The sequence below is a fragment of the Terrisporobacter hibernicus genome, from assembly GCF_020809405.1.
Classification (GTDB): Bacteria; Bacillota; Clostridia; order Peptostreptococcales; family Peptostreptococcaceae; genus Terrisporobacter; species Terrisporobacter petrolearius.
The window spans coordinates 1,470,670-1,484,937 of the sequence record NZ_CP081135.1; the positions used below are offsets into that span (position 1 = coordinate 1,470,670).

A 14,268-nucleotide genomic window follows, 5' to 3' on the forward strand; every position below is an offset into this window, starting at 1 on the left:
AAAACTACATATAATACAACAAATTTATTCTTAATTATATATAGTAAATCCACTTTTATAATCTACATTATATGTAGTAGCTTTCTTGTATAAGGATGTTTTGCATTTTCCATATCATCCTTTTGTAAAACTTCTACAATCTTTCCATCTTCCATAATAGCCACCCTATCACAGAATTTTTTTATAATATCTATATCATGGGATACTACAAGATAAGTCATGGAAAACATCCTTTTTAAATCTTTAAGCAATTCCAAAATCCTGTTTAAAGTTATAGTGTCTAAATTTGATGTAGACTCGTCTAAAATAATAAATTTTGGATTTAAAGCAAGACTTCTAGCAATAGAAATTCGTTGTCTTTGACCTCCACTAAACTCATGTGGATATTTTTTTAAACTATTTTCGTCTAAACCAACTAGTTCTACTAACTCCTTTATCCTATGTGAGTTTTCCAAATTATAATTTTTCAATGGTTCATTTAAAATATCATAAACCTTCATCTTCGGATTCAATGACGACTTGCTATCTTGAAATACTGCTTGCAGGTTTTTTCTAATAGGCCTCATATCTTTTTCCTTCATATTAGTTATATCCACATTATCAAAGATAATTTTTCCCCTATCACACTTATCAAGACCTAGTATCAAGTTGCAAATAGTACTCTTTCCACAACCACTTTCTCCAACTAGTCCAAAAATTTCTTCCTTTTGTATATTAATATTTATTCCTGCTAATACTTCTTTTTTATGAATTTTGAATCTGTCATGTTTTTCATAGCTCTTATATAAATTTTCAATTTTAACAAGACACTCTTTTTTCATAGCTTCTTTTACTTATCCCTTCATTTTGTAATAGTAATTTAGTATACTCATGATTAGGATTTTGGAAAATATCCTTAGTATATCCTTGCTCCACAACTACTCCATCCTTCATGACTAATATCTCATCACACATATCATAAACTTCACTTAAGTTGTGAGAAATAATTACTACAGATAGATCCTTCAAATTTTTTATTTCATTTAGTATTTCTTTTCTATTAATAGCATCAATAGAAGAAGTAGGTTCATCGGCGATTAATACCCTTGGATTTTTTATTAGAGCCATTGCTATCATAACTCTTTGGGCCATACCTCCACTTAATTCAAAGGGGTAACTATTTAGTATCTTATCAATATCCTTTAAATTAACATCTTCCAGTCTGCTTACAATAAGATTATGGGTTTTGACTTTTCCATTTATTTTTCTATATGTATAAAGCAAATCATAAAACTGATTTTTGATTCTTCTGATAGGATTTAGTGCTTGCATAGGTTCCTGAAATATCATGGATATTTGACTTCCTCTAATATTTTCCATTTCTTTTTCGCTAATATTTAAAATATTAACTCCGTCCAATAAAACTTCTCCCTGAGTATATACATTTTGGGGAAGTATATTTAAAATACATTTGGCTATAGTACTCTTTCCACAACCACTCTCACCTATAATTCCTATTGCTTTTGACTCTTCCAGTTTAAAATTAATGTCCGATATACTATAATCAACACCTTTTACACTAATATAATCAATATTTAAATTTCTTACTTCTAAAATAGCCATGGCTATAACCCCCTTAATTTAATAGGTATCTCCATCATACCTATCTCTTAAGCTGTCTCCAATTAGGTTGAAAGATGCCACCGTTAAGAAAATCATAATAATTGGATAAACTATCATATTTGGAGCATAGTCAATATACTCTCTAGCCTCATTAATCATTACTCCCCACTCAGGAGTAGGATGTTGAGCCCCTAGACCAATAAATGATAGGGTTGCTAGTCTAAGTATAGTTGAACCAATGTCTGTCACCATAATAGTTAAAATAGTAGAAAATATATTAGGAATAATATGATATCTTATAATGTTAAGATGACTTGTACCACAAACCTTTGCTGCCTTAATAAAACCAGACTCTCTAATAGAAAGTACTAAATTTCTACTTACCCTGGCATACTTTGCCCAAGAAACAAAGGAAATAGCCACCATTACATTTACAATAGAAGGCCCTAAAAAACCTACAATAACAATAGCTAAAAGTATCCCTGGAAATGCTAAGGTGATCTCACAAATACCCATAAAAAAACTATCTACTATTTTGGGTGATACAGCTGATAAAATTCCAATAAATGTTCCTATGGTTACAGTTAAGGACAAAGATAACAATGCAATAAATATAGAAGTTCTTCCTCCATATAAAATTCTAGACAAAATACATCTTCCCATCTGATCAGTTCCTAGAGGATATTTATTAGTAGAACTCAGAAAAGCTTTTCCCAAATCTACTTTTAGTGGGTCATTGGGAGATATAAGTGGTGCACCTACACAAATAATCACAATAAGAGTTACAAGAACTATCCCTATTATAAATAACATATTTTTGAATCTATACTGATTTCTTAACTTGTTTATCTTAGCCAATTTATGAGAATTAACTTTTATATTATCCAGGTTATCTTCTTTTTTATTTGAAAGGCATTCACTATTTTCCATAAGAATCTCCTTTCATTTTAGGATTTAAATTATAACAAATCATATCCACCAACATATTTATAACCACATAAATAACTGCCATGAAAATTGCATAGGCCTGAATAACCGCATAATCCCTATTATAAATAGACTGGATCATAAAATTTCCAAGGCCTGGCCATCCAAATAAGTTCTCAATTATAGTAGATCCTCCAAGTAATGCCCCTATATAAAGACCTACATTAGTTACAATAGCAGTCATAGAGTTCAAAATAACATTATTTATAACTACACTAGTTTTTTTTACTCCAAGAACAACTGCAGTTTGCACATAATCCTTTTCCATGTTTTTTAGTAGCTCATTTCTAATAAGTCTAATTAGTCCTCCACTCATAGAAATTCCCAAAGTAAGAGATGGCAAGACTAAGCTTTTTAGTCCCTCTCTACCCATAACTGGAAACAACTTCATTCTAACTCCTAATACTAAAATAAGTATTATTCCTATACAAAATGTGGGAAAAGATATATTTACCGTATTAAGGAATTTAATAATTCTATCTGGAATTCTGTCTTTAAATATAGCTGATAATATTCCTAGAGGAAATGATATAAGAAGCATAATTATAGTAGAAGCTAAAGTAAGCTCTATAGTAGGTCCAATTCTTCTTGAAATTTCATAAGTGACTTTCTGACCTGACTTAATACATGTTCCAAAATCCCCCTTCAAAATTCCACTTAACCATATAAAATACTGCTGTGGAATGCTTTTATTTAAACCCATTTTCTCCCTTGCATCATCAATAACTTCCTCAGTTAAAGGCTTATCAATATCTGCCAAAATACTTTGCACTGGATCACCAGGAGCTAACCTTCCTAGGGAGAATGTTAGTATTGATACACCTATAAGTATTAAAATCATATATCTTAATTTCTTTATAAAAAATTTAATCATTCCAACCCCCTAAATTTGCACAAAAAAAGATCAGAAAGCAAAGCCTTCTGACCTTTTTAATATCTTCAGATATTAATTTTCCTTGTTTATCTTTATTAGTAATTGTAGCATGGGTACTTTTTATCGTCAATAAACGTGGAATCTTTTCAAATTTTTCTTTATGAATTAATTCTTAGATAACTTTTATTATTTTTCTACTAAGTTTTCAGTTTTTGGGAAAATTATGCTTACTTTTGTGCCTTCATTTATATTAGAATCTATCTGCAAACCTAGTCCAAGTTTCACACATAGTTTTTTGCATAAATACAGACCTATACCTGTACTCTTTCCAAACTTCCTACCATTTTCTCCTGTAAATCCTTTTTCAAACACTCTATTTATATCTTGTTCAACAATTCCAACACCGTTATCTTGCACTGTTAGCACTACTGAACTTCCCAGTTTTTTAGCTTTAATTGTTATTTTATCTTCTTTTCCTTTTGAGTATTTAATAGCATTTCCTACTATTTGATTTAATATAAACTCAACCCATTTTGTATCAGAATAAATAATTTCATTAATATCATCTAGTTGTAAGCTTATTCTTTTGCTTATAAAATCTCTTTGATTTTTTTTAATTACATTTTTTATAACTTGAGATAATTCTATTTTCTTTATAATATAATCCTTGCCTACTTCGTCACTTCTTGAATAATATAAAACTTGTTCCACAAAGTTTTCTATTCTATCCATTTGTATATTAATTTTTCTTGTGATTTCATTATTATTGTTTTCTATTAATAGTTTTGAAGATGCTATTGGTGTTTTAATTTCATGAACCCATATTTCTATGTATTCTCTGTATTCTTCTTGAATGTTTTTATAGTACTTAACATTTTCATGCATATCTCTACTTAGTTCTTTTAAGATATCGTTTACTTTTTCTCCTACCATAAAGTTTGCATCATCTATTACTTCAGGCAATAAATACTTCCTGTCTAAGTTTTCCAAAGTAGTTTCTATATTTTTAAAGTACTTTCTATATTTTATATACTCCAGCAACATATACGTTATTAATGGGAAAAACCATATACAAAATAAAAGAAAAACTATAACTGGAGCAGCCTTAGCAAAACCCATAAACAATGAAATCAGTATAAAAAACATTAGATTTACAGCTAAAAAAAGTACCTTATCTTTTATGTAATCAATCATTTTCATGGCATTATATACCCCAATCCTCTTCTTGTTTCTATTACGTTTTCTATTCCTATCTCTTCTAATTTTTTACGAAGTCTTGTTACATTCACAGTCAAAGTACTATCATCTACAAAATAGTCCGTGCTCCACAAGTACTCCATTAGTAATTCTCTAGATACTATTTCTCCCTTGTGATTTATTAAATATGAAAGTATTTTTACCTCATTTTTAGTAAGTTCTATTTCTTTATTATTGTAGGTAATAGTTGCATTTGATAGATTTAGTTGAAAGTCTCCATATGTTAAAATGCTGCTACTTGCTGCTATTGACCCACTTCTTTTTAGTAATGCTGATATTCTTGCCAGTAATATTTGTGTATTATAAGGCTTTGTAACAAAATCGTCTGCTCCTAAGTTCATACTCATAAGCTCGTCCATGTCACTATCTCTACTTGTTACAATTATTATAGGTACATCAGATTCTTTTCTCACTTCTCTGCATATGTAATATCCATCATAAACTGGTAAATTTATATCTAGCAAAACTAAGTTGGCATTTTCCTGTATAATAAATTCCACCACATTGTCAAAAGATGTAGGTGCTACTACTTCATATCCATATCTACCTAAGAAGTTTTTCAGTTCTTCTCTAATTATTTCTTCATCTTCAATAATTATTATTTTTTCCATAGGTTTTATCCCTCCTTAGTTTATATACTTATTTTATACAAATATATAAATTTCTCATTATTTATTATTTGTATAATTATACCAAAAAATCTATTCAAAGTAGATTTTTTTACTTCAAATAGATTTTTTTAGATTTATATATTATTTTTTACTATGTTTTTGTATCCACTATAAGTTATATAGAAGTAAATTGCATATACAATAAAGAATATTCCTGCTGTTACAAGAGATGATCCTCCAATATCTGGCTGATTGTACATTGAAATAAATGTATTTGCTACTTGTATACCTACAACTGAATGAACTAAAGCTAGTCCCACAGGTATACTAAAGTAAACAAGAGTTTGCACAAATATTGTTTTGTTTATGCTCTTTGTACTTGCTCCCAGTCTTTTTAATGATACATATCTTTCTATACTATCACTTGCCTCACTTAATTGTTGAAGTGCAAGAACTGCCATACTACTGATTAAAAATACTATTCCTATATAAATTCCTATGAATAATATTGTAGTTGTTATCCCTTTACTTTCTTTATAAATAGAGTCTCTAGTATATCCTCGTACATATCCTACTTTGCCATAATCTACATTTGAACCATTATATTTATCCAAAGCCTTTAAAAACTTTTCTTCACCTTGTTGTGCATTATCTTTTGCAAAATTTATATTTACATTGCTTGAAGATATAGCTTTGTTATTACAAAGATTGTCATTTACCACTATAGTAAAAAGATTATTTTGCATATATGATGTTTGTAAGTTTTCTTTTATTATTTCTTTATCTTTTATATTGTATTCTTTTCCTTTTATTTTAATAGTATCATTACTTTCCATATATTTTTCTATGGAAGGAACCATTTTTGAAAAGTTTGACATTATTAATACTTCATTTTCTTTTAAATTTATTGGATCTTCATTATTCAATTTTCTAATGTTATTGTAATCTGAAATTTTCACATATGATACTTCAGGATTTATTTCTTTAACATCTTTATTTAAAGGTATAACATCTGATATTAATGTTTTATCAATATATTCATTGTAATAAACTACTTTGTCATCTTTTCCTAATTTAATTCCCATAGAATCAAAAGATTTTTTTATATCTTTCATTTTGTCGCCTTCATTCACATACATCTGTCCAGTAGCGTCAAATGGTGTAGCCCCTTTAAGTCCTGATTCTATGGCATTTTTCAAACTAAATCCTGTTGATAATACTCCTATTGTTAAAAATAACATTAGACAAATTACTGACATAGATATAAAGTTTGTATTTACCTTACTGTTAATTTGTTTTACAACAAATATATTTAAACCTTTGAAATATACGTTTTTATTCTTTTTAACCACATATAAAATAAATCCAGCTAAAGAGAAGAAGAATAAAACTGTTCCAACTATACCAAGCCCTATAGATATAAGGAATCTAGAGTCTGTTATGTTTAGTCCTACATCTAAAACTAGCTTATATGCAGTTCCTAAAGAAGCAATACATAAAATAAACGTAATTAAATATACAAATGGATTTTTGAATTTTATTTCTTGTGTCTTTCTTCCTACTGTTAGTAAATCTATTATTTTATATTTTGATATTACAAAAGAGTTAAATAGCATAACAAGAACAAACATTATCCCAAAGTATATAATTGTTTTTATTATTGCTGGCATTGAAATTATAAAACTATAACCAGACATTTTAAAGTCAAATAGTTTAGCTACAAGTACTGATAATCCTTGTGATGCTATAAGACCTATAATTAACCCACTTATAAGTGAAAATACACCTACAATTACTGTTTCTAATATTAATATTTTAGAAATTTTATTTTTTGACATACCAAGGGTCATGTAAATTCCAAGCTCTTTGTTTCTCTTTTTTATTAAGAAATTATTAGCATAAAGAATTAAACTACCTAAAATAAATGCTATAAATATTGATACTCCTGAAATTAATCTAGTAAGAGTATCTATAAAGTTTGCACTAGATGAAGAAATTTCCACCATGGCTTTTTGAGATTCAATAGAGTTAAAACTATAAAATATACAAACTGCCAGTGTTAAAGTTAAAAAGTATATGCTATAGTCTTTAAAACTTTTCCTAACATTTTTAAATGCTATCTTAGAATACATTATTGTCATCCCCTCCTATTAGAGTAATAACTTCCATTATTCTATTAAAGAACTCTTTTCTTGAATCTTTGCCTCTTACTAATTCTGTGAAAATTTTTCCGTCCTTTATAAATAAAATTCTGTGAGCGTAACTTGCTGTAAAAGCATCATGAGTAACCATCAATATAGTTGCATTTAACTCTTGATTAAGACTTTCTAGTCTTTCTAATAATAGTCTTGCAGATTTTGAGTCAAGTGCTCCTGTTGGTTCATCTGCAAGTATTAATGATGGATCTGTAACTATTGCTCTAGCAGATGCTACCCTTTGTTTTTGTCCACCAGACATTTGGTAAGGGTATTTGTTTAATATTTTTTCAATTTCTAAATATTTTGCTACCTCTTTTATTTTTCCATCTATTTCAGAAGTTTTTTCTCCTTTTATTGTTAACGCCAATGCTATATTTTCATAAGCAGTTAATGTATCTAATAAGTTAAAGTCTTGGAATATGAATCCTAATTCGTTTTGTCTAAACGTATCTAAGTTTTTAGACTTTAATCTTGTAATATCTTTATCATTTATTATTATGCTTCCTGTTGTAACAGTATCTATTGTTGAGATACAGTTAAGAAGTGTTGTTTTACCACTTCCACTAGGCCCCATTATTCCAACAAATTCTCCTTCATTAACTTTAAAACTTATATTGTCTATGGCTTTTGTAACATTATCTTTATTTCCATAGTATTTTTCTATTTTTTCAACATTTAATATATTTTTCATCCTTTAGTAACCCTCCTCGATTTATCTTTCATGTCTTTTATTATATACACCTTTTGTTTTTTTAAATATGTATGTATATTTCATTATCATTACGTTTTTGTAATGTAGAAAATATAAAGTATACAATCTATAAAATATAGTTATTCGCTAAAATAATACCTAAAACATCCGTAAAATAAAATAGGTACAAAAATAAAAAGTTAACTTTTGAACTATTTAGACAAAACCATATACTTTTATTATATATTTTATATATATATTTTACATTTATGGTAATTTATTTTAAACGAAAGGGGGAAATATTAATATGAATAAAAAAGACAAATCTCTTTTAGCCGTGTCCTTAGGTATTGTTATAACTTCTCAAAATCTAATGACAATAGCAAATGCAGATTCAATTAAATCAAAATCAGATATGGACGTTACTATTTTATCAGATGATGATTTCCAAATAAAAGTAGGTTCAAATTCTCAAAACAAAGATACCAAAGAATCACCTAAGTATCAACCAGACCCTAAAGCAAACAAAACTTATAGTATGGGTAGCATGGGAGAAACTACTTCTAGATCTTCTATGTCTACTCAAGCTTTTATGTCTAATAGGAGTGCTCTTTCTCCTCAAAAGGCAACTTTGTCTAACTCAAAGGCTATAGGTAGCGGAAGTGTAACAACAAGTTCTCTAAGTGTAAGAAGTGGACCATCAACTTCAAATGGTGTAATTGGTACATTAAGAATTAATGAAACTGTTGAAATACTAGGTAAAAGCAGTGATTGGTACAAAGTTGATTTCAAAGGTAAACAAGGATATGTACAAGCATCTTATTTAAGGTTAAACCCAATTGAAAAAGGCATAGATGTAAGTAAATGGAACGGAAACATAAATTGGAGAAGTGTAAAAAATTCTGGTGTTGATTACGTTATTATAAGGGGTGGATATGGAACATCTACTATAGACCCAAAATTCAAAACTTATATTGAGGGTGCAAAAAGTGTTGGACTTAAAATAGGTGTGTACTGGTTTAGTTATGCCACTACTCCAAATAATGCTGCTATTGAAGCTCAAGCATGCTTAAATGCTATATCACCTTATAAGAGTAGCGTTACATACCCAGTCTTCTTCGATTTTGAATATGATAGTGTCAGATATGCAAATAACAATGGCGTAAAAGTAACAAGGGATCTAGCCTCTAGAATGGCCACTTCATTTCTTAATCAAGTTGAGTCAAAAGGATATACTTCAGGTATATATACTAATAAAGATTTTAGTAGCACATACTTTACTTCCGACCTTATTAGTTCTAATAATATGTGGGTGGCTCAATATTCTTCAACTAATACTTTCGGAAAGCCCTATTCCATGTGGCAATACTCAGAAAAAGGTTCTGTGCCTGGTATAAGTGGATATGTAGATATGAATTACACTTGCTTGAAAACTTTTGGTGGTAGCTCAGGTAGTGAAGAGCCAAGTACACCTTCTGAAAATCAAGGTGTCACTACTGCCAATGTTAACTTTAGAAAAAGTGCTTCTACTTCTTCTAGTATTATAGAAACTATTCCTAAAAATACTACTGTTGAAGTTGTTGATAAATCTACTTCTGGTTGGTATAAGGTTAAATACAAAGGTAATACTGGCTATGTTTCTAAGGACTATGTCAAGCTGAATGGTAGTGGCAGTGATGATAATACTCCTCCTCCTTCTTCTTCTGAGAAAGGAACTACTACTGCTAACCTTAACCTTAGAAAAAGTGCTTCTACTTCTTCTAGTATTATAGAAACTATTCCTAAAAATACTACTGTTGAGGTTATTGATAAATCCACTTCTGGTTGGTATAAGGTTAAATACAAAGGTAATACTGGATATGTTTCTAAGGACTATGTGAAGTTAAATGGTAGTGGCAGTGATGATAATACTCCTCCTTCTTCTTCTGAAAAAGGAGCTACTACTGCTAACCTTAACCTTAGAAAAAGTGCTTCTACTTCTTCTAGTATTATAGCTACTATTCCTAAAAATACTACTATCGAGATTGTTAGTAAGTCTAACTCTAAGTGGTATAAGGTTAAGTACAAAGGTAATACTGGATATGTTTCTAAGGACTATGTTAAATTAAACGGCAGTAGTAGTAATAATGAAACTCCTAGTACACCTTCTTCTGAAAAAGGTGTTACTTCTGCAAATGTTAACTTTAGAAAAAGTGCTTCTACTTCTTCTAGTATTATAGCTACTATTCCTAAAAATACTACTATCGAGATTGTTAGTAAGTCTAACTCTAAGTGGTATAAGGTTAAGTACAAAGGTAATACTGGATATGTTTCTAAAGATTATGTTAAATTAAATGGCAGTAATTCTAATACATCTTCTTCAAATAAAGGTGTTACTTCTGCTAATCTCAACCTTAGAAAAAGTGCTTCTACTTCTTCTAATATTATAACTACTATTCCTAAAAACACTACTGTTGAGATTGTTAGTAAGCTATCATCTGGATGGTATAAAGTTAAGTATAAAAGTTATACTGGATATGTGGTTGGAAGTTATATGAAAATATAATTACATTAAATATATAAATACCCTATATAAGTGATCACTTATATAGGGTTATTCTTATGTTCCACAATAGGTTCTGTAAGGTAAATCTGAAGGTTGTGGTAAATCAAAGTATTTTTCACACTCTAATTTGTATTCATAAGGATTACTAAGAACAATAAGTAAATCCTTCATTACTGTAAAATCACCATTATCTGCTGCATCTAGTGCTTCTTCCACTCTGTGATTTCTTGGTATAACTACTGGATTTGACTCTTTCATAAGCTCATAAGCTTCCTCTATAGACTCTTCTTGTCTTTCCAATCTTTCTTGCCAATTTTTATACCAGTTTGTAAATTCAGCTGTAAGGAACATTCCTCTATTCATGTTTTTTCTATAAGTTAATGATACGAAAGTGTTTGTATAATCTTCTTTGTGTTTTTCCATCATAGTCAATAAATCTTCTATTATAGCCTTATCCATAGCTTCTTCATTAAATAATCCTAGCTTGGTTCTCATTTGTGAGAACCAATGTTCAAAATGCAAATCAGAAAACTCAAATATAGCCTTTTGTGCCAAATCTATGCCAGTGTCTGCATCTTCACTTATTAAAGGTAACAGTGTTTCTGCAAATCTACAAATATTCCAAGATGCCATGTTTGGCTGGTTTTTGTAAGCATATCTTCCATGAAAATCAATAGAACTAAATACAGTGTCTGGATTATAAACATCCATAAATGCACAAGGTCCATAATCAATAGTCTCTCCACTAATAGTCATATTGTCCGTATTCATTACTCCATGAATAAAACCAATACATAGCCATTTTGCAGTTAACTTAGCATGGGCTTTTATTACTTCTTTTAGAAAACTTAAATATTTATTTTCGTCATTTTTCACATAGGGATAATGTCTATCTATTGCATAGTCAGCTAGTTTTTTCACTTCTTCTTTTCCCAAGTAATTAAAAGCATATTCAAAAGTACCAAATCTAAGATGACTTGTTGCAACTCTAGTAAGTATGGCTCCTTCCTTCACATACTCTCTATAAACTTTTTCTCCTGTTTTTACTACTGATAAGCTACGAGTTGTTGGTATTTTAAGATTATACATAGCTTCACTAATTATATATTCACGAAGCATTGGCCCAAGCACTGCTCTTCCATCACCACCACGAGAATAGGGTGTTTTTCCACTTCCTTTTAACTGGATATCATATCTATTTGAATCAAAACCTGTCACTGAAGTTTTGTTTTCTAGTTTTTGTTCACCAATTAGTACTGCTCTTCCGTCACCTAACATTGTGAAATTACCAAACTGATGACCACTATAAGCCTGTGCAATATATGCACCGCCTTCAACTTTTTTATTTCCAGCTAAAACTTGTAAACCTTCTTCACTTTTCAATGATTGTGCATTCAATCTTAATTCTTCTGCTAAATGCTCATTAAAAACAACTAGCTGTGGTTTTCTCACTGGATTTAAATCTATTTCACTATAAAAAGACTTGGGTAAATTTTTATAACTATTATCAAAATTCCAACCCATATTATTATTTTTATTTTCCTGTACCATTCTTCCACCTCTTTTCATTTATATTTTCTATGTAAAACCTTACTTCTCATAGATTGTGTAATTTGTTATAAATTATTTATACCCTAAACAAAATAAAAAACTCTCCAAGACACAGATTATTCTGTTTACTTAGAGAGTTTTATCTTCATCTATATATGGTATTTTAACTTCAAAAGTCGTACTTTCATTATTACTAATAGCACAAATACTTCCATCATGGGCTTCTATAATATTTTTTGTAATAGCAAGACCTAAACCTGAGCCACCTTGGAATGTATTTCTTGATTTTTCTACTCTATAAAATCTATCAAATATATGAGGTAAATCTACTAATGGAATAGGCTCTCCGTAATTTATTACCTGTACTACTGCCATTTCTCCTTCTGTAATTACTTTTATATCCACATAATGCCCATCACTTCCATATCTCATGGCATTTGTAATAAGATTTTCAAAAGCTCTTACTAGCTTAATTGGGTCAGCATTTATTATAAGTTTGTCCACAGAAAAGTCTATTCTACAATTCATATTTTCTTGTCTAAATTGTATTTCAAGCTGAGAAATTAACTGCCCTATTAGCTCTACTAAATTCAACTCAACCTTGTTAAAATTAACAACTCGATTTTGCATTTTAGTAAGTTCAAACAAATCATTAATAAGTATGTTTAAGTTTAAAGACTTTTCGTAAGCTATATCCACGTAGTACATAAGCTCCACTTCATCTTTGTATCTTCCCTCTTCAATAAGATTTAAATATCCTATAACTGAAGTTAAAGGTGTTCTTAAATCGTGAGAAACATTTGTAATCAAGTCTGTCTTAGTTTGTTGTGCTTTTCTTTCTTCCACAGTTATATCTTTCAACTGTTCAACTATACTGTTAATATTTTGTGCTACTTGATTAATATCTCCTCTTGATTTTAATTCAATCTTCTTGTCCAAATTTCCTTTTGACATTTCTTCCACATTATCCACAAGTAAGGATACATTTTTAAACTTTTTATAAGTAATAAGAGAATATATTAAAAGGAAAATTAAAATTGCTATAATGGCGTATATATTTCCTGCAAAAAAATTATCGTTCAATCTAAACAAAGCTTTAATTACTACATTTAATATTGGAGTTTGATAATTAATATATAAATTATAAATAACTTTATATAATGTGACAAAAACAGCTAAACTCAATATTGCACTTATGGCTAATTCTAATGCACTGATTATTATATATTTAAAAATTCTTCTTTTATTTTTCAATTTTATAACCAACTCCCCATACAGTTTGAATTATTTTATTTCCTTCTATATATTTTTCCAACTTTTCTCTTATTCTACTCATGTGAACCATAACAGTATTGTTTGAACCAAAGTAATCTTCTTTCCACACCTTAGTAAATATTTCTTCTGAGCTATAAACTCTTCCCCTATTACTACCTAGTAAATATAAAATGTCGAACTCTCTAGCTGTAAATGGTATTTCAGTATCTCCAACTTTAACTGTTCTATTGTTTTTATCTATAGTCAAAGTTTCAATATTTATAATATGGTCTTCTTTGTTCATGTTATTGAAATAATAAGCTCTTCTAAGAAGTGCCTTCACTCTAACTGATAGTTCCAATGGATTAAAAGGTTTTGTTAAATAATCGTCTGCACCAGTCATAATACCTGCAATCTTGTCCATATCCTCAGACTTAGCACTAAGCATAAGAATAGGGATAGGAATATTTAAATGTTCTCTAACTCTTCTGCATACTTCCATTCCATCCATTTTTGGCATCATTATATCTAGTATCATAAGTTGTATTTCTTCTTTTTCCAATACTTTAAGAGCTTCCTCTCCATTACTGGCTTTTATTACAGTGTAACCTTCATTTTTCAAATATATTTCAATTAAATTTCTAATTTCTTTTTCATCATCTACTACAAGAATTTTACTAGCCATAACTCCCTCCTTA

At 29.2% G+C, this 14,268-nt stretch carries 12 protein-coding genes; 1 reads left to right on the forward strand and 11 read right to left on the reverse strand.

The window, feature by feature from the left end; translation table 11 throughout:
• Positions 1 to 62: 62 nt before the first annotated feature.
• The 8 genes from JW646_RS07085 to JW646_RS07120 all read right to left on the reverse strand — a co-directional run bounded on the left by JW646_RS07085 (position 63) and on the right by JW646_RS07120 (position 8,220).
• Complete coding sequence (locus JW646_RS07085; protein ID WP_228417057.1) at positions 63 to 821, reverse strand: ABC transporter ATP-binding protein; 759 nt, start codon at positions 819 to 821, stop codon at positions 63 to 65.
• Positions 799 to 1,602, reverse strand: a complete 804-nt coding sequence (locus tag JW646_RS07090) for an ABC transporter ATP-binding protein (protein ID WP_228417059.1) — start codon at positions 1,600 to 1,602, stop codon at positions 799 to 801. The genes JW646_RS07085 and JW646_RS07090 overlap by 23 nt, the downstream gene beginning before the upstream one ends.
• Before the next feature lie 18 nt (positions 1,603 to 1,620).
• Complete coding sequence (locus JW646_RS07095) at positions 1,621 to 2,532, reverse strand: ABC transporter permease (RefSeq protein ID WP_228417061.1); 912 nt, start codon at positions 2,530 to 2,532, stop codon at positions 1,621 to 1,623.
• Positions 2,522 to 3,463 carry an ABC transporter permease gene (locus JW646_RS07100; RefSeq protein WP_228417062.1) on the reverse strand — a complete coding sequence of 314 codons (942 nt, stop codon included), beginning with the start codon at positions 3,461 to 3,463 and terminating at the stop codon, positions 2,522 to 2,524. Before JW646_RS07100 ends, JW646_RS07095 begins: the two co-directional genes overlap by 11 nt.
• A 186-nt stretch (positions 3,464 to 3,649) precedes the next feature.
• Complete coding sequence (locus JW646_RS07105) at positions 3,650 to 4,663, reverse strand: sensor histidine kinase (protein WP_228417063.1); 1,014 nt, start codon at positions 4,661 to 4,663, stop codon at positions 3,650 to 3,652.
• Positions 4,660 to 5,331: a response regulator transcription factor gene (locus tag JW646_RS07110; RefSeq protein WP_228417065.1), complete on the reverse strand. Its 672-nt coding sequence runs from the start codon at positions 5,329 to 5,331 to the stop codon at positions 4,660 to 4,662. The genes JW646_RS07105 and JW646_RS07110 overlap by 4 nt, the downstream gene beginning before the upstream one ends.
• A 134-nt stretch (positions 5,332 to 5,465) precedes the next feature.
• A complete protein-coding gene (locus tag JW646_RS07115) occupies positions 5,466 to 7,463 on the reverse strand; it encodes an ABC transporter permease (protein ID WP_228417067.1) in 1,998 nt (665 codons plus the stop codon).
• Entirely contained in the window at positions 7,453 to 8,220 is a 768-nt protein-coding gene (locus tag JW646_RS07120; protein WP_148557115.1) for an ABC transporter ATP-binding protein, read from the reverse strand. The genes JW646_RS07115 and JW646_RS07120 overlap by 11 nt, the downstream gene beginning before the upstream one ends.
• A 307-nt stretch (positions 8,221 to 8,527) precedes the next feature.
• Here JW646_RS07120 and JW646_RS07125 point away from each other — a divergent pair, with 307 nt between their 5' ends.
• On the forward strand, positions 8,528 to 10,765 hold the full coding sequence (locus JW646_RS07125) for an SH3 domain-containing protein (protein WP_228417069.1): 2,238 nt from the start codon (positions 8,528 to 8,530) through the stop codon (positions 10,763 to 10,765).
• A 54-nt stretch (positions 10,766 to 10,819) separates the two neighbouring features.
• Here JW646_RS07125 and JW646_RS07130 read toward each other — a convergent pair whose 3' ends face one another.
• From JW646_RS07130 to JW646_RS07140, 3 genes are all read right to left on the reverse strand, one after another.
• Positions 10,820 to 12,316, reverse strand: a complete 1,497-nt coding sequence (locus JW646_RS07130; RefSeq protein ID WP_228417070.1) for a protein adenylyltransferase SelO — start codon at positions 12,314 to 12,316, stop codon at positions 10,820 to 10,822.
• 129 nt (positions 12,317 to 12,445) lie between these two features.
• Positions 12,446 to 13,570, reverse strand: a complete 1,125-nt coding sequence (locus tag JW646_RS07135) for a sensor histidine kinase (RefSeq protein ID WP_228417072.1) — start codon at positions 13,568 to 13,570, stop codon at positions 12,446 to 12,448.
• Positions 13,560 to 14,255: a response regulator transcription factor gene (locus tag JW646_RS07140; RefSeq protein WP_148557112.1), complete on the reverse strand. Its 696-nt coding sequence runs from the start codon at positions 14,253 to 14,255 to the stop codon at positions 13,560 to 13,562. The genes JW646_RS07135 and JW646_RS07140 overlap by 11 nt, the downstream gene beginning before the upstream one ends.
• Between the last annotated feature and the right edge of the window lie 13 nt (positions 14,256 to 14,268).